Source organism: Streptomyces cinnabarinus (assembly GCF_027270315.1).
GTDB classification, from domain to species: domain Bacteria; phylum Actinomycetota; class Actinomycetes; order Streptomycetales; family Streptomycetaceae; genus Streptomyces; species Streptomyces cinnabarinus.
This window is the reverse complement of sequence record NZ_CP114413.1, coordinates 9,341,198-9,358,164: the sequence shown is the minus strand read 5'-3', so window position 1 is coordinate 9,358,164 and position 16,967 is coordinate 9,341,198. Positions and strand designations below refer to the sequence as shown.

General features: G+C 67.7%; 13 protein-coding genes and 1 pseudogene. 3 read left to right on the top strand and 11 right to left on the bottom strand.

Annotated elements, in window-relative coordinates; all coding sequences use genetic code 11:
• Window positions 1-2 precede the first annotated feature (2 nt).
• Window positions 3-371 (bottom strand): CU044_2847 family protein, encoded by a 369-nt coding sequence (locus tag STRCI_RS42155; protein ID WP_269664283.1) that lies wholly within the window; start codon window positions 369-371, stop codon window positions 3-5.
• A 452-nt stretch (window positions 372-823) separates the two neighbouring features.
• Between STRCI_RS42155 and STRCI_RS42150 the strand changes: the two genes are divergently transcribed.
• Window positions 824-1,066 carry a hypothetical protein gene (locus tag STRCI_RS42150; protein ID WP_269664282.1) on the top strand — a complete coding sequence of 81 codons (243 nt, stop codon included), beginning with the start codon at window positions 824-826 and terminating at the stop codon, window positions 1,064-1,066.
• Window positions 1,067-1,634: 568 nt separating this feature from the next.
• Here STRCI_RS42150 and STRCI_RS42140 read toward each other — a convergent pair.
• Both STRCI_RS42140 and STRCI_RS42135 read right to left on the bottom strand, forming a co-directional pair.
• Entirely contained in the window at window positions 1,635-2,933 is a 1,299-nt protein-coding gene (locus STRCI_RS42140) for an RICIN domain-containing protein (protein WP_269664791.1), read from the bottom strand.
• Window positions 2,934-3,033: 100 nt separating this feature from the next.
• A complete protein-coding gene (locus STRCI_RS42135) occupies window positions 3,034-4,464 on the bottom strand; it encodes an endo-1,4-beta-xylanase (protein WP_269664281.1) in 1,431 nt (476 codons plus the stop codon).
• A gap of 742 nt (window positions 4,465-5,206) precedes the next feature.
• Between STRCI_RS42135 and STRCI_RS42130 the strand changes: the two are divergent.
• A pseudogene (locus STRCI_RS42130) lies at window positions 5,207-6,673 on the top strand (non-reducing end alpha-L-arabinofuranosidase family hydrolase).
• Between the two features lie 206 nt (window positions 6,674-6,879).
• Here STRCI_RS42130 and STRCI_RS42125 read toward each other — a convergent pair.
• On the bottom strand, window positions 6,880-7,782 hold the full coding sequence (locus STRCI_RS42125) for an SDR family oxidoreductase (RefSeq protein WP_269664280.1): 903 nt from the start codon (window positions 7,780-7,782) through the stop codon (window positions 6,880-6,882).
• Between the two features lie 78 nt (window positions 7,783-7,860).
• Between STRCI_RS42125 and STRCI_RS42120 the strand changes: the two genes are divergently transcribed.
• Window positions 7,861-8,457: a TetR/AcrR family transcriptional regulator gene (locus tag STRCI_RS42120; RefSeq protein WP_269664279.1), complete on the top strand. Its 597-nt coding sequence runs from the start codon at window positions 7,861-7,863 to the stop codon at window positions 8,455-8,457.
• A 668-nt stretch (window positions 8,458-9,125) separates the two neighbouring features.
• On the opposite strand, the gene STRCI_RS42115 is transcribed toward STRCI_RS42120, so the two are convergent.
• The 7 genes from STRCI_RS42115 to STRCI_RS42085 all read right to left on the bottom strand — a co-directional run bounded on the left by STRCI_RS42115 (window position 9,126) and on the right by STRCI_RS42085 (window position 16,967).
• On the bottom strand, window positions 9,126-9,308 hold the full coding sequence (locus STRCI_RS42115; protein ID WP_269664278.1) for a hypothetical protein: 183 nt from the start codon (window positions 9,306-9,308) through the stop codon (window positions 9,126-9,128).
• A 153-nt stretch (window positions 9,309-9,461) separates the two neighbouring features.
• Window positions 9,462-9,926 (bottom strand): DUF6174 domain-containing protein, encoded by a 465-nt coding sequence (locus STRCI_RS42110; RefSeq protein ID WP_269664277.1) that lies wholly within the window; start codon window positions 9,924-9,926, stop codon window positions 9,462-9,464.
• A 422-nt stretch (window positions 9,927-10,348) separates the two neighbouring features.
• The gene (locus STRCI_RS42105; RefSeq protein WP_269664276.1) at window positions 10,349-11,872 is read right to left on the bottom strand and encodes a cellulase family glycosylhydrolase; all 1,524 of its coding nucleotides are present in this window, start codon (window positions 11,870-11,872) and stop codon (window positions 10,349-10,351) included.
• Between the two features lie 20 nt (window positions 11,873-11,892).
• Window positions 11,893-12,477, bottom strand: a complete 585-nt coding sequence (locus STRCI_RS43480; protein WP_336298842.1) for a carbohydrate-binding protein — start codon at window positions 12,475-12,477, stop codon at window positions 11,893-11,895.
• Window positions 12,478-13,584: 1,107 nt separating this feature from the next.
• Window positions 13,585-14,838 carry a low temperature requirement protein A gene (locus tag STRCI_RS42095; protein ID WP_269664275.1) on the bottom strand — a complete coding sequence of 418 codons (1,254 nt, stop codon included), beginning with the start codon at window positions 14,836-14,838 and terminating at the stop codon, window positions 13,585-13,587.
• A 464-nt stretch (window positions 14,839-15,302) separates the two neighbouring features.
• A complete protein-coding gene (locus tag STRCI_RS42090; protein ID WP_269664274.1) occupies window positions 15,303-15,635 on the bottom strand; it encodes a putative quinol monooxygenase in 333 nt (110 codons plus the stop codon).
• A 252-nt stretch (window positions 15,636-15,887) separates the two neighbouring features.
• Window positions 15,888-16,967: an ABC transporter ATP-binding protein gene (locus STRCI_RS42085; RefSeq protein ID WP_269664273.1), complete on the bottom strand. Its 1,080-nt coding sequence runs from the start codon at window positions 16,965-16,967 to the stop codon at window positions 15,888-15,890.

The following is a 16,967-nucleotide window of genomic DNA, read 5'->3' as shown; positions in this document are numbered from 1 at the left end:
CATCACCCACCGCGACGCGCTGGCGTGCCGGCCCCTGCACCGCTGCGTGCGTCAGGGGTGTACGTGAGCCGGACGTTGAGCGTGGCATCGGCAGACGCTCCCGCCACGATGATGTTTCCGCTGGCCGATACCGCCAGCCCGAACTCCACCTCGATCTGGTCGGGACGTGCGCTGCGTTCCGCGAGACGACGCACTGTGTCGACGGTGGTCGACGCCACCGCCACGATGGTCTCCTGGGCCTGCTGGTACGCGTCGGCGACTCTTTCCCGCGCCGTTTCGAGGGCCGATGTGTTCTCGGAACCCGGCACCGCGGTTGTCTCGACCAGGACCTCGACATCACCGATGCGCATCGGCATCAAACGACCGGACATGGGGCCACTTCCTTGCCAGCCGTGGCTCCGCTCCTCGCGGGCTGTGACGGGACCGGAGGGTTGTGCGGATGAATTCATCGTAATTCGCGGGGCTTCGCGATGCCTGCTGAAAGGCGCGAGGTGGGGTTGCCGCGCACGACCGCCGAGGCCGCCGCCCCGCTGGGGTGCGACGTGGGCGCGATCGCCGGCAGCCTCATGTCGGCCACCCCCAGGCGCAGCCGGCCACGATTGCCGCGCGGGGACCGTTCGTGCCTCCGGGCGAACCCGTACCGGTGAGGTACCGGTCAGGTGTCGAGACACGCGGACCGGCTCCGACATCTCCTGTGCAAGCGCCCCGCGCACGAGGCCGCAGCCCACGGAAGGGAACGTCATGAAGTACCTGGTGGTGGTGCAGGCCGACTATGACGCCATGAACGGCAAGGCCTCCGCGCGTCCTGACGGCCGAAGCCAGCGTGCCCGGAACCTGGTGGGCTGACCTCCGGGCCGCCCTCGCCACCAGCGCGACCATCGCCACGGGCCGCCAGGCCGTACGACAGCAGTGGATCGACCGCAACTTCACCCGCTTCCTCGGCACCCCCACACCCACCATCAGCTCCTGGACCACTGGCCACGGCGACCTCCACTGGGGCCACCTCACCCCCGAATCCCTGGTGATCCTCGACTGGGAAGGATGGGGCCTCCTCCCCACCGGCTAGCACGCAGGCCTTCTTCACGCCTACGCCCTCACCCAGCCGACCACCGCCGCCCGCATCCGCGCCGAGTTCACGCACATCCTGGACACCCCCGAAGGGCGGCTCGGCGAACTCGTCGCGCTGGCCCGACTCCTCCAGGTCGCAGGCTGCGGCAGCCACCCCGAACTCGCCCCGCACCTCGCCCGCCGCGCCCACCACCTCACCGGCACGCCCGTACCCACCGCCTGATCCCGATCGAGGACCTCGTGCGGCACATCCGGCAGTTCCGGCCCGAGATCGTGGTCACCCACGACGCCTACGGCCAGCTCACCGGCAACCGCCACAGACACCGCGCCACCATCCTGGGCTTCGCCGCCGGACTGGAACATCTCTACCCCGACACCGGCCAACCGTGGCAGCCCGCGGCCCTGTACGCCGCCCCCCCACTCCGCCCTCGACGACCTGGGCCCCGTCCTCACCGCCGTGAAAACCACCAGGCCCGATCCCAGAACAGCCCTACCTGCGACAGCCGTCCAGACATGAAGATCGCGATCTGCAGCTGAAGTATTCGCCGCACCACGGAGTGGGCGCGTCACTGGAACTGTGCGAAGAACCTCCAGATCTCTGCTTTGGTCCAGGTGGCGACGCCGCTTTCGCCGGAGGAGCCGTCGACAGGACCGGGGATGTGACCTCCGTCGAACGCGGCCCATTGGACCGGGTATCCGGCACGGCAGCCCGAGTAAGTGGTGGTGACGTGCGCTCGGCTGCCCGGCGCGGGCTCGCGCGGGCTCTGGGAGGCACAGCCGTTGTTGCTGACGAATCTGTCGCGCAGGGACCGTCCTTGCGCGATGTTGAGGACGGAGTCGCTGATGCCGTGGATTCCGAAGTAGGCGATGGGCTGGGTGCCGCCGCTGCACCCACTGATCTGAGCGCCGGAAATGACCGCGACGGCCCTGAAGATGTTCGCCCGGCTGCATGCGAGCGCGTAGCTCATGCCGCCGCCCCAGCTGAATCCCGTGGCGAAACGCTGTGCCGGGTTGACACAGAGGCCGCCCTCGATGCGCCGGATCATGTCGTCGACGAAGGTGACGTCCTCACCGCCTGAATTGGCCCAGCCGTTGCCGAGGCCCTGGGGGGCGACGAGGATCGCCCCGATGTTCGACTGTTCCTGTTGGCCGTAGTAGGACCAGGCGTTCCCGCTCGTGCCGCCCGAGGCGACGTCGCCGGCGGTTCCGCCCCGCCAGTGGAAGGCGAAGATCAGCCGGTAGGGGTGGCTGTTGTCGTAGTTGGCGGGGACCCTGAGGATGAAGCTGCGGCTCTTGCCGCCGCTCTGAATCGTGTGCGAACCGCTCGCCAGAGTCGGGGCACTGCCGCATCCGCCGCCACCGGACGACAGCTTGATCATCTGCCATTGCTGGTTGGCGCCGCCCCAGTCGGTGTACTGGACGACGTTGCCGCCGTCAGCGGTGGCGGCACCCTGGACCTCCACCGCCTTGCTGCTGGTGCGGTTGACCAGCCGGACGTGACCCGCGTCGGAGTCGGCCAGACGGAACTGCTGGTTGACCCCGTTGTGGTCGGCCCACTGCTGGATCGCGGCACCGTCTGCGGTCGAGGCGCCGGCCACGTCGAGAACCTTGCCCGAATGCCGGGCCTTGAGGCGGTAGAAGCCGTCGCCGGAGTCCACGAACTGCCACTGTTGGTTGGCTCCGTCGTTGCGCGTCCACTGGCCGACCCGCGCGCCGTCGGCGGTGGACGCGCCAGAGACGTCCAGCGCCTTGCCGCTGTTGCGATTGACCAGGACGTACCAGGCATTGGTGTCCACCGTCGCCGCCTCGGCGGGCGCCGGATTAGCCGCTGCGAGCATGCCGATCGCGAGGGTCGCCGCCACCACCGCGGCGACCCGCGATAACCAGCGGCGCCTGCGTGGAGGAGCGGAGGCAACCGCACCGTGGGTCTTCATCGATTCACCCTTTCGTCTGAGACAGGTCCCATCAGGTGCGGGTCCAGCGTTGGTTGCTGCCGTTCGAGCAGGCGTAGAGCTGGATCAGGGTGCCATTGGCGGTGCCGCCTGCGACGGCGTCGAGGCAGAGGCCGGACTGAACGCCGACGATGGATCCGTCGGAGTTGAGGCGCCATTTCTGGTTGTCGCCGCCCCAGCAGCTGTAGATCTGGACTTTGGTGCCGTTGCCGGTGCCGGCGGCGTCCAGGCACTTGTTGCCGTAGACCCTGAGCTCGCCGGCGGCGGTGTACGTCCACTGCTGATTGGCGCCGTTGTGGCAGTCCCACAGGTGGAGTTGGGTGCCGTCAGTGGTACTGGTGCCGGGCACGTCCAGACAGCGACCTGAACCCACGCCCTTGATCGTTCCGGAACCCGAAGGGGGCGTAGTGGAGCCGCCGTTGAGTGCGTTGAGGACGGCGGTGTAGGCGGGCTTCTTGCTACCGTCGCCGTTGAACAGCAGCGGCGTGTGCTCCGGCCGCCAGGAGTCGGTGTCGCGCACACCCCAGACGGTGATGCCAAGGCAGCGCGGGACGGCCAGGCAGTCGTTGGTCACGTTGGCGTAGGTCGTGGCCGGGGCGCCCTGGATGTCGAGTTCGGTGATGGCCACGTCGACGCCGAGGGCGGCGAAGTTCTGCAGGGTGGTGCGGAAGTTGCTGTTGTAGGGGCTGCCGCTGTTGAAGTGCGACTGGAAGCCGACGCAGTCGATCGGCACACCGCGCTGCTTGAAGTCTCGGACCATGGCGTACATGGCCTGGGTCTTGGGCCAGGTCCAGTCCTCGACGTTGTAGTCGTTGTAGCAGAGCTTGGCGGCCGGATCGGCGGCGCGCGCGGTGCGGAAGGCGACCTCGATCCAGTCGTTGCCGGTGCGTTGCAGGTTGGAGTCGCGCCGGGCTCCCGAACTGCCGTCGGCGAAGGCCTCGTTCACGACGTCCCACTGGACGATCTTGCCCTTGTAGTGGCCCATCACGCCGTTGATGTGGCCGATCATCGCCTGGCGCAGATCGCTGCCGCTGAGGCTCTGCATCCAGCCGGGCTGCTGGGAGTGCCAGGCCAGGGTGTGGCCGCGCACCTGCTTGCCGTTTTGCACCGCCCAGTTGTAGACGCGGTCAGCGGCGGTGAAGTTGAACTGGCCCCGCTGCGGTTCGGTGGCGTCGATCTTCATCTCGTTCTCGGCCGTCACCGAGTTGAACTCACGGCCCGCGATCGTCGTGTACGCCGAGTCGCCCAGTCTGCCCGAGGCGATGGCGGTGCCGAAGTACCGGCCGCTCTGCGCCGCCGCGGCGCCGAGCGTGTTCTCGGCGGCGCGTGCGGTCGGCGGCGCGACCAGTGCGGCGACCGTACCGAGGACGCTGGCGACCAGCACCAACAGCAGGCAGCGGATCTTCCGGCGGACAAGGGGCCTGGGAAGGGCATACGAGCCCATGACTGTGCCTCCAAGGTGGACACCACGGAAGGACTGAAGCGCAGCGGAATGCTTCGTTCGCTCTGCACGGCCACCGCCCGCCGTACGTCACCCCGGCGGGCGACCGGGTGTCGTCCGTGCCGGTTGAGGTCGGCCCGGTCCCATGACCCCACGGTGACCGGTGATTGCGTACTGTCCGGGTTCCGGCCCGGCCCGTCCGTTTGCCGAAGCCACGCGGCGTCGCACACCTCTCCAACTGCGCGAAGAGCCAGGATGCGCCGGTGCGAACCTCACCGGAACGAAGCGGAGTGGCGCAGGTGCTTTGGTGCGTGGATCTGCCGTGCAGCGCTGGTTGCTCAAGATGATGTCGTTCGATATACCGAACTGCGGTCGGTTTCTCAGACAGGAAGGTTGAGGTATTGACGATGGATCGTCAATACCCCCCGCAAAACAAATTTCGGATCTCATCCGAAACATTTCGCAACCTCGGTGAGCCCGAAGGCGAACCCCCAGCGCCGTCTTCGACAGTTGCCATAGGGTCGAGGCCTGGGACGACTGCGCGGACACCACCCGCTCGGCGAGGCGCCGTTTGCGGACAGATTAGCGACAGGCCTTGACCAGAGCAGCCCACATTCCTAGCTTGTGGCGTCAAAGAATGCGGGAATTTCTCCGAAACATTCGAGACTCTCCCCTGTCCCCCGGCATGCGCGCTCCGCGGTTCATCGGGGCAACCTCACCCCCGCCCCCCAAAGGAGGCCCTCTGATGTGGTTTCGCCACCAGTCCCCGGTCCGTATAAGACGCTTATTCGCTGTCCTTGCGCCCCTGCTGCTCGTGGCCACCTTCCTCGGCGCCCAGCCCGCCGGCGCAGCAACCATAGATCCCAACGCCTCGTATGTGCTGGTCAACCGCAACAGCGGCAAGGCCCTGGATGTCTACAACCTGGCGACCAACGACGGCGCCCGCATCACCCAGTGGACCAGGAACGACCAGAACCAGCAGCAGTGGCAGTTCGTCGATTCCGGGGGCGGCTACTACCGCATCAAGTCCCGACACTCGGGCAAGGTGCTGGACGTCTACAACTGGTCCACCGCGAACGGCGGCTCGATCGTCCAGTGGGCCGACCTGAACAGCACCAACCAGCAGTGGCGGCTGGCTGACAGCTCGGACGGCTACGTCAGGCTCATCTCGCGCCACAGCAACAAGGCCCTCGAAGTACAAGGCGCCTCCACCGCGGACAACGCCAACATCGTCCAGTACGACGACTGAGGCGGCACCAACCAGCAGTGGCAGCTCGTCAAGGTCGGGAGCGACAACCCCGGCTCGTGCGCCCTTCCGTCGGCCTACCGCTGGACATCAACGGGCGCGCTGGCGCAGCCCAAGTCCGGGTGGGTCTCGCTCAAGGACTTCACCGTCGCCCCCTACAACGGCAGGCAACTCGTCTATGCCACGACGCACGACACGGGGACGAGTTGGGGTTCGATGAACTTCGGCCTGTTCACCAACTGGTCGGAGATGGCCTCGGCCAGCCAGAACACGATGTCAGCCGCCACCGTCGCGCCCACACTCTTCTACTTCGCGCCGAAGAACATCTGGGTGCTCGCCTACCAGTGGGGCGGGACCGCCTTCTCCTACCGGACGTCGAGCGACCCCACCAACCCGAATGGCTGGTCACCCCAGCAAGTGCTCTTCTCCGGAAGCATCTCCGACTCCGGAACAGGACCCATCGACCAGACGCTCATCGCCGACGGAACGAACATGTACCTGTTCTTCGCCGGTGACAACGGCAAGATCTACCGGGCCAGTATGCCGATCGGGAACTTCCCGGGCAGCTTCGGCACGACCTCGACAGTGATCATGAGCGATACGGCGAACAACCTGTTCGAAGCCCCGCAGGTCTACAAGCTTCAGGGCCAGAACCGCTACCTCATGATCGTCGAGGCGATCGGCTCGCAGGGCCGCTACTTCCGCTCGTTCACGGCCACCAGCCTGAACGGTGCATGGACACCCCAGGCCGCGACCGAGAGCAACCCCTTTGCCGGCAAGGCCAACAGCGGCGCCACCTGGACCAACGACATCAGCCATGGCGAACTGATCCGCACCAGCGCCGATCAGACCATGACCGTCGATCCCTGCAATCTGCAGTTGCTCTACCAGGGCCGCAGCCCCAACTCCGGCGGCGACTACGGCCTCCTGCCCTACCGTCCGGGTCTGCTGACACTGCAGCGCTGACGGCGTGACACGAGTCCGGCGCCGGTATGCCGCCGGCGTGGCGGGCTCGGCGGAAGGCCGAGCCCGCCCGGGTCACACGACAGCGTCAGCGGTCTTACGGCGACGGAGCCCGGGGGCGGGCACGCTCCCCAGCCCGAGGGCCATCCCGTGACGCGGTGCCGCCGCCGGTGGCGCTCCCCACGAAACAGCTATTGCCTGGGGCCGGGTCAGTTGGAGCGGGAGTCGGCGTTGAAGTAGTGGCCCTTGTCCAGGTCCTCCAGGAGGCTGGGGCCGACCGGGCGCCAGCCGAGCAGTTCGCGGGTCAGCGCACCGGAGGCCGGCTGGTCGACGGAGAGGACCATGCCCAGGAAGCCGAAGTCCTCGGCCGGGTGGGAGGCCGTCGGCAGGTCGAGGTGACGACCGATGACCTCGGCGATGTCGCGGATCGGCACCCCCTCGTCGCCGACCGCATGCAACATCGATCCCGCCGGGGCCTGCTCCACGGCGAGCCGGAACAACCGGCCCGCGTCCGCAACATGCACTGCGGGCCAACGGTTGGAGCCGTCGCCGACATAGCCTGCCGCCCCCTTCTCCCGGGCGTGGGCGATCAGCCAGGAGACGAAGCCCTGGTCTCCTTCGCCGTGCACGGTCCGAGGCAGTCCCACGACGGACGAGCGGATGCCACGCGACGCCAAGTCGAGAGTCGCCTGGGCGTTCGCGGCCCGTCCGGCCGTGGGAGAGCCGGGCGGGAACTCGGGACGGTCGCGCTCGGTCGCCACCTCACCCGGGATCGCGGGCGTACCAGCGGCGATGACCAGCGGCTTGCCAGAGCCCTCCAGTGCCGCGCCGAAGGCCTCGATGGCGCGCGCATCGGTCTGCACCGAGGCGTCGAACCGGGAGAAGTCGTGGCCGAATGCCAGGTGGACGACCCCGTCGCACTGGGCCGCGCCGGTGCGCAGGGTGTCCAGGTCGTCGAGTGCGCCGCGGAGCACCTCCGCTCCCCTGGCGGCGATGGCCTCGGCCGAGGATTCCGACCTGGCGAGCCCGAGGACCTCGTGCCCGGCGCCTATGAGTTCAGGGACGACGGCTGAGCCGACCCAGCCGGACGCGCCCGTGACGAATACCCGCATGGAAACCTCCGTGATGTCAGGAACTGTCATCACCATAGCAGGGTGATGACAGGGACTGTCATCACGTAGAATCACGCCATGGGTAGATGGGAGCCGAACGGGCGGGGACGGCTGGCAGAGGCGGCCCTGAAGCTCTACGCGGAACAGGGTTTCGAGAGGACCACGGTCACCGAGATCGCCGAGGCGGCGGGGCTGACCGAGCGGACCTTCTTCCGGCACTTCGCCGACAAACGCGAGGTGCTGTTCTACGGAACCGAGATGGCGTTGGACATGCTCACCCGCACCATTGCGGAGGCACCGGCCTCGGCGTCCCCGATGGACGCGGTGGGGGCAGCGCTGGAGTCCTTCGGGGCCTTTTTCCAGGAGGATCCGGAGCGCGTCCGGCGGCGGGACGCGATCGTCTCCGCCAGTACCGAACTGCGCGAACGCGAGCTGGTCAAGCTGGATGCCTTCGCCTCGGCGATGGTCGGCGCGCTGCGTGAACGCGGCACGCCGGAGCCGGCCGCCAGCCTGGCGGCCGAGGCAGGTATCGCGGCCTTCAAGGTCGCCTACGCCCGCTGGGTCGCCGCCGAGCCTGGCAAGACGGGCAGGACGGACGAGCAGGAGCTGCCGCGGCTCGTACGCAAGACACTGACGGAGTTGCAGGAGATCCTCGCGGACCGCGCCTCGGTGTAGCAGCGGGTTCTCAGGTATGGGCCCCGGTCATCACCAGGCTCGGATGCTCCCCCCAGGCCCGGCCGTCCAGCACCCGGCCGCCGGTGTTCGGGATGAGCCCACCGCATCGTGCGGCACCGTGAAACCCTCACCGACAGCCAGAAACGAGGGGCTCCTTCAGGTCCGGCTCGCCCGCCTGGTGTTCGTAAGGGGCCGATCAGCCAACGTAGGGTCATCCACTCGTGGGAGACCCGACCCTGGTAGTGGCCTGGGGTTTTGCGCAGCGGGCAGGTCAGTGGTGACGTACGCCGCCGCGCCGGAGGTGCGGTCAGGCTCGGGCGCGCGTTTCCGGACCAAGAAGAGCAGCCCGAACAAGCCCTTCGCCTTGAACGACAACTGGGCTTCGCGGAACGGCCTGTTGGCGACCTGGGAACCGATCGGCCGCCATCCCCCGGCGGATCCCCGCGCCGAAGCGGCTCACCACCGGGACTGCGCCGGGCGCGCACGGCGGCACACCAGGCCCGCCCCAATGGGGCGGGCCGGAGGGCCCGGGCGTAGAGGCGTGCGCGTGTTCCATGGCGTCAACCCACCCGCCGACTCCGACCAAACCGACGGCCACCAGCCCCGACCACCGGTCACAATCCAGCAACGCAGCGGCCTGGCTGGCGTGGTCGGACTCTTGGTCGGGCCTACCAGGCGCCTTCGGCTGTGGTGCGCAGGGCGTCCCGCGCCAGCTCCCGTCTGCGTATCGGACGTCCGGGCCCTGCGGCCGTGCTCCAGGTGATCGCATAGCGGTCGCCGGTCTGGGCAGCACAGCGCCAGACGCGATGGACGGGTGCGGCCGACCTGGGCTTCTCCGCGATCTTCGTCAAGTTCGAAGGGGAGATCGACAACCGCCTCAAGGCACAGATCGAAGTGGCGCTGTACATCTTCACGACTTGGGAAGTGAACTGACGGGATCCGGCACCCCACGCTGCGGATCCGCCAAGCCGGTCCAGCGCTCGCATGTACGCCGACTACCCTCCCTAGCCCGCTTCGGGCACGTAGTTGCTGATGATGTAGCCAATCTCGTCGTGGATCGTGTTCTCGTCCCAGTCGAGGGAGATTCGCTCGGGGTGGCCGTCGGAGGCGTAGTCGGCTTCGGTGATGTGGGCGTTCTCGGCGCGGGCCCGGCCCAGTTCGTCGAGGAGGTCGCCGAGAGTGGGGATATCGTCGGGGAGGTCGCGGTCGACGCGGCGGCCGGTGTCGTCGAGGCCGTGGGCCTCGGTCACCTTGTGGTCCTCGACGGTGATGCGGATGGGGCCGACCGGCGCCTCGCCGCCTCCGGATTCGAGGGTGTACGAGTAGGACGCGGGCTCTGACCACTCCTTCATCGTCAGCCCTTGAACGCTGGGCTTGCCCTCCGGCTGGTCGTCGCCGCATGCCGACAGCAGTCCCGCCAGCAGTACGGCGGAGGCAAGCGCGAGGGCGCGGCGGGTCACGGTGGTCATGGTGATGGTCCCCTTAGATCACGACTGCACCTGTGACGCCGCGGGGCCACGGAACGTTCGGCGCTAGGTCGTGTCCGATGGGTCGTGGAATCGCGCAGGCTCGATGAAGCAGTGCGGCGATGATGTGCGTGTGTTCTACGAAGATCTCAGCGAGTACGACGACCAGGACTGAGTGAAGCAGGGGTGCCAGGCAGGTAGCGCTGCTGGAACCACTCTTCCTACCGGCCCGGTTCCCCGAGGTCTGCGCATCACTTCCCGTCAACCCCGACCTCTGACGTCCGGGTGCGGTCAGACGCAGCACATCCACCTGAACGCGTGCCGGACTTGGAGTGGAGCTGACGTTCCGAGACGGCCGGCCGGAGGCCTCCTTCGGCGCCTCCGGCGGCGTCGGGGCGTGTGGTGTCGTTCGGGGCGGTGCGTGCTCAGGTCGTGGGGAAGGAGTCCGGTGTGCGGATCCGGTCGCGGATCCAGACGCCGGCCGGCTTGAGTGAAGTGGTGCCGGTCCAGGGGCCGTTGTTGTTGCAGGTACCCGTCCTGAACACGGCGCCGGTGCGCTCGTCGTCGGAGAAGTTCCAGTTGACCCAACTGATCTTCTTGACGGCCATCAGGTCGAGGTACTGCTGGGTGCGGGTGAAGTTGTTCGGGCCGTCACCGGAGGCTTCCTGGGTACCGAACTCGGTGACGAAGACCGGGATGCGATCCGATGCCCGGTTGAGCGCGTCCAGGTACTCCTGGTCGTGCGAGGCCGCGTAGAAGTGGAAGGTGTACATGATGTTGGTCGCCTGGACCGGGTTGTTGATGATGTCGGTCTCGTTGCGGCCGTCGGAGATGCCGAGGGAGCCCCAGCCGTGGGTGCCGATGAGAATCGGGGTTGCGGGGTCCTGGGCGCGGATGACGGGGATGAGCTGCTCGGCGTAGGACTTGATCCGCGACCAGCTGACGCCGTTGGGTTCGTTGGCGATGTCGTACAGCAGGTTGGTCTTGCCGCGGTGGCGCTGCGCGATCTCGGTGAAGAACGTCTTGGCGCGGGAGAGGTTGTCGTTAGGGTCGCCGGGCGTGAGCTGGTGCCAGTCGACCAGGGCGTACATGCCGCGGGCCGTGGCCATCTCGATGAGCTGGTGCACCCGGTCGGTGAACATCCTCGGGTTGGTCTCGTAACCGCCCTCCTGGACATAGAGGGAGATACGCAGGACGTCGGAGTTCCAGTCGGTGGCGAGCGCGTCCAGGGAGCCACTGGTCAGGCAGTGGCTGTACCACTGGAGGCCATGGCTGCTCATGCCGCGCAGCTGGATCGGATTGCCGTACTGGTTGCACAACTTCACACCGCACACCTTGAGCCGGCCGTTGATCGCGGCGGGTGTGGTGCCCGGCGGCGTTCCGCCGCTCTGGGTGGTGGCGGTGACGGCGCTGGAGGCCGGAGAGACGTTGCCCGCCGCGTCACGCGCCCTGACGGTGAAGGTGTACGCCGTGCTCGCCGACAGCCCGCCGACGGTGTACGAAGTGTTCGTCGTCGTGGCGACCTGGGCGCCGTCGCGGTACACCACGTATCCGGTCACGCCCACATTGTCGGTGGAGGCGTTCCAGGCCAGGGACACGCTGGAGGAGGTGGTGCCGGTAGTGCGCAGGCTGGTCGGGGTCGAGGGAGCGGTGGTGTCGGTACCACCGCTGCTGTCACCGAGCAGCTTCCACAGCGCGGGGGTGTTGGAGGGCTCCCAGCCGGTCAGAGAGGTGTGGCTCTGCAGGCATTCGTAGTCCTTGCCGCCGTAGGACACGCGTGTGCCCACGTTGTACGAGGTGTTCGGCTGCCACGCCGGGTAGGCGGCGATCTGGCCGCTTGCCGCCGGGGCCTGCTCGGTCACGGTGGCGAGTGCGGGGGAAGGGGCGAGGCCGAAGCCGAGTGCGGCAAGCAGCGTGCCGGCGAGCAGAGTGGACAGAGGTCTGCGCATGACATCCTCTCGATGGGGTCTCAACTAAGGGTGATCTTGCGGACGTTGGGTCCGCCGTTGACGATGAGGTCCATGGGGCGATTGAGGGTCGTGCCGTTGGCGTAGAGCAGGGCAAGGGTGGCGAGGCCCGCAGTGCTCGCCGGGACGGTCCATTCGACGAACGAGCCGGTGACGTTGTCGTGGTTCACGAAGCCGGTCCCGGAGAAGCGGGAGTGGTTGGACTCGACGACGCCCTGCGAGAAGAAGGTGTCCTCCGCCTGGTCATCGACCGCGGCGGGGCCATCGATCAGTTGGCAGCCGTGCATGTGCCGCAGGAGCAGGTAGCAGTCCTGCAGTGAGCCGGACGTGGCGCCGAGCGAGTGGTAGATGCCCCACTTGGGCCGCACCCGGTCGAGCAGGAAGGTGTCGACGCCCGTCTTGGTCCCGACAACGAGGGTGATGCCCTGCTTGCGGAGGATCCACCGCACGGTGCCCGCGGTCCCGTCGCCGGTCTTCATCTGGAAGTCGACGTCGCCCCCAGGAGCCGCGCGGCGGGACGAGTTCGGTGCGGCCGACGAGGATGTCCGGCGCGAACAGTTCAGTTCGATGGCCTGTACGTCGTTCACCCGCCGCAGCGACATCACGGGATGCACATCTGGTACGTCGTGCGCTACGTCTCGCCCGGGAGCCGGCCCAGGTACGAACTGCCGGACGGACGCATGTCGGTCACTTCCTGGTGCTGGCGGTACGTGGAGGCGTCCCGGGCGACCATGTGCCTGTTGAACCTCAAGGCGTCGCCCACTGGGTGGACGTGCGATTGGCCCTCGGTGTGGGAGTCGGCCCGATCGTCCTCGACAGCCTCCAACACCCCGAGACCGACACTCGCCGGAGAGGGCGCCCAGCACAGTGCCCAGGAGCCAACGCGTGTTGCGGCCGTCGCCGTACCGGACGACACCCGCAGGGACGCGGGGTGGGCGGCTGCGGCGAGACCGCCGACGGCCGCGCCGAACAGGCCGCGGCGGGAGGTTCCGGTGCTGTGGCATCAGGGGTCTCCTTGCTGTGTAGCCGGGCTGACATGCCTGATCAGGACGTACGGAGCCGCTCGGCAGGGGGTGCCTTCACTCCTGCACTGCGGCCGAGAGCGACGAAGCGAAACCTGATTGTTAGGAAAGTTTCCTTACTTCCTCGGAGAGTATGGTCCTGTCCGAGTACGGTCAAGAGGATGGCTGGACTGAGCTCGGACGGCTCAGGCATTCACCATGCCGGACAGACGCGGGACGCAACGCGTATGTCCAGTCACTGCCGTCCAACCCACGCCAGCGCCAGTGTGGTTGCCGACACCGCAGCGGCATCACCGCACCGGCCAGGCACCAGGCGTCAGTCTGGGGCAGGTCTCGGCTTCTCCACGGAGATGGGCCGGGCCGGACGGCAGCCCTGCGCGGGCCGCCTGCCTTCCGCGCGCAGTGCCTCGACCGCGCGGTGCAGGGGAACAGCGCTACCCCCGCGCCCGCAAATCAGCAGAACTCCTGCGAACACGTGGGCGGAGTGCGCCAGTTCGGCCACCACCAGCTCCAGCGCGCCGACCGATGGACAGCGTGCCGTGGGAGAACGACCGGTCGAGGGTGAGGATCAGGCCCTTCGCGCCGCCCGTCCGGGCGTGTTCGACGCGTCGCAGGATCGCGTCGCGGTCCCCCGTCCCGTACGGCTGGAAGAACGCGACTGACCGCTCCGTGTCACTCGGCCGACCTCTCGTTGATCAGGGAGCCTTGGCGTAGCCATCTGGCGAACGCGAAAGCCCATGTCGCGAAGAGGAGGAGCAGCAAGGTGAGTGCAAGGAGCCAGGGGGCGGGGCGGGACCATCCGGCGAGGAGGGCGACGACGGCAGCCATGACAAGCACGGCTTGCACCGACTTGTAGGTGGAGGGGTAGCGGTCGTAGTCCGCCAAAGTGGGCAGCAGCACCACCGTAGTGACCAGCATCGCGGCTACGGACCCACCCATCAGCCAGCTCACGGCGACCGGTGTCCGGTGATCGGTGGCGTGCTCCACAAGCCCGACCATGCCCGCCCCGGCAGCCGCCACGGCCATGGTCATCGGCAGGTGAGTGAAGATCCACGTCGCCAGAGAGTGGCCGGTCTCGCGGGGCAGCCTTCGTGACACCAGATCGGCGTAGTTCCACCAGAAGCCGAAGCCGATCGCGAGCCCGAGCAGGCCGGTGGTCGTCACGAGCGTGCTGCGTTCGGTGTCGGTCAGGCCGTTCACGACACCGATGACGACTTCGCCGAGCACGATGATGATGAACAGTCCAAAGCGCTCGACCATGGGCTCGGTCACGACGTCATAACTCGGCCTTCTGCGCCAGAAGATAAGAATGACGCACTCCACGCTGCACCACGCGACGACGAACACCGCCCAGACGACGAGACGGACGTCGGCCGACAGAGGTACCGATGCCGCGATCAGGATGATGCCTGCGACCATGACGATCAGATAGCGTCGGGGCGTCCTGCGCAGCTCCGGTAGGTCCTGCCGGTACACGGAGTACCACTGGTAGCTCAGCAGTGCCAGCAGCAGGGCGTAGAGTGCCGCCAGGGTGCGGCCGTCGTCGCCGTCGGCGTGGCCGACGTAGACCGCCATGAGGGACAGCAGCAGCATCTGCACGAAGATCATCGAGCGGGTGTGACCGTCTTCGCGGCCGTGCAACTCGTAGAAGAGTGTGCCGTTCAGCCAGGCGATCCAGATCAGTCCGAATACCACCGCGAATACTGCCGTGCCTCGCCAGGAGAGGTCCTCAGCCAGGGTGTGCGCCGCCTGGCCGACCAGGACGACATAGACGAGGTCGTAGAAGAGCTCCAGGAAGCTGACGCTGCGACCGGTGTCCACCTCACCGTGACGCCGCGGAGGGCGGAAGAGCCATCGGCGGGTACCGGTGCCCAGGGGGACTGCCTCTGCGGTGACGGGACGGGGGTCGGGGGCACTGTCGGACATATGAGGCTCCTGTATGACGCGGCCGACGTGTGGCGAAGTGATGGTGACGGCTTCGCCTCCGCAGCGGACGCGGGCACGCCGCGGCGTGTCGGACGGCCGTCGGTGATTCGGCAGGGCGGAGCAGCAAGGTCGCGTCCAGCGGTCATGGATAGCGGCGCTCTGCGGGGACGCTCACCGCGTACGTTCTGACCCGGACTCGGGACAGTCCGGAGACTCCACGGAAGCGTGTGAGCGTCGTGAACGCCATATTCCGGTCCCCCTGTTGCAGCACAATCCTCTCCACGGCCACGGCCACGGCCACGGACTGGTCAGGTGCACCCTTGGGCGGGGCACGTGAACAGGCCGAGGCCGCCCGCGCGTCGGCGAATGGTCAGGTGGGCGACCCAGTTCGCGGCACGTTTCGACTGGCAAGCCGCCGGCAGTCGACCTCACCGTCGCAAGATCCCCGACAGGCTCAGGAGCGACTACTCCTGGCCGGGGACCGACATCTCGCCCAGCAGCGACCAGTCGTCCTGGGGAACGGTCAGGTTCACGATGCGCGGCGTCTCGACCAGGTGGGGCGGCAAGGTCTGCTGCGCGGCCTTGAAGTGCGCGGACTGTACGTGCGCGCCTCCGGCCGCGTCATCGCGGAAAGCCTCGACCAGGACGTATTCCAACGGGTCCTCCACGCTGCGCGACCAGTCGAACCACAGGCAGCCGGGCTCGGCGCGGGTGGCCCGGGTGAAATCAGCGGTGATCTCGGGCCAGCGGTCGGCATGTTCGGGGCGGACTCGGAACTTGGCGGTGATGAAGATCATGGGATTCCTCCACTGCTGTCTGATGTCGATCTGCCGGTTGCCGCGTCGGGCGGCGGAAGGGGAACAGTCGCCCCGCGGGCGGGCCCGGCAGTACCTGTGCCTCGGCCGCGCCCACCCGGACTCGTCGTGTCGAAATCGTACGGTCTCGGCTTGCCGTCACCGAGCCGCGGACCGGCTGGACAACGCGCGTCGAGCACCGTCGCTCGGCGTCGTCCGCGCCTCGAAGGGGGTGGCCAGAGGCCTGACGGGCGATCAGGACTGGAGCACCAACTGACCGTCCGCGTACGGAAGGACCTTGGCGCGCGGCAGATGGATCAGGACGTCGTCGCCGTCCGGAACGCCTTCCTCCCGCGGTGTCTTGGCCCTCAGGAGCTGTCCGGCCACCTCGACTTCGAGCACGCGCTGCGCGCCGTGGTCGCTGACGGCTCGCAGTCTGCCGGGGAAGGTGTTGGGGCCGGGTTCCGTGACGGCCTTGATGTACTCGGGCCGGATGCCGACCTCGACCGCGGTCGTGCCGTGCGGGATGTCCCAGGCGACGGACAGCGTCCGGCCGCCCAGTGCGAAGTTCCGGTCGTCCCGGTCCACGGTCAGGAAGTTCATCGCCGGTGAGCCGATGAAGTAGCCGACGTAGGTGGACGACGGCGCCTCGAAGAGCTGTTCCGGGGTTCCTTGCTGCACGGCACGGCCGTCCTTCATCACCAGCACTTCCTGGGCGAAGCTCATCGCCTCGTACTGGTCGTGGGTCACGTAGATCACGGTGGGCCTGAACTGCTCGGTGATCTCGCGGATCTTGCGTCGCAGCATCTGCTTGAGTTGCGGGTCGATGACGGTCAGCGGCTCGTCCATCAGGATGGCCGCGACGTCGTCCCGGACCAGACCACGGCCGAGTGAGATCAGCTGCTTGTCGTCGGCGGTGAGCCCGCGGGCGGGCTGCGCCAGCCGGTCGTGCAGGTCCAGGGCCTCGGCAACCTGGCGAACCTTGGCATCGCTCCTCGCTCTGTCCCAGCGCCGGCATTGAAGGGGGAAAGCGAGGTTGTCGTAGACCGTCATCGACTTGTAGATGACCGGGAACTGGAAGACCTGGGCGATGTTGCGGGCCTTCGTGGGCAGGGCCGTGACATCGGCACCGTCGAACAGCACCTGTCCCTGGGACGGTCTGACCAGGCCGGACAGGATGTTCAGCAGCGTTGTCTTGCCACAGCCCGAGGGCCCGACCAGCGCGTAGGTCTTACCGGACTCGAAGGTCAGATTCAGGGGCTTGAGCGCCCACCGCTCCTCCTCGATGCCCGGCGCATACGCGTGCCCGACATCGACGATGTCCAACTGCGCCAT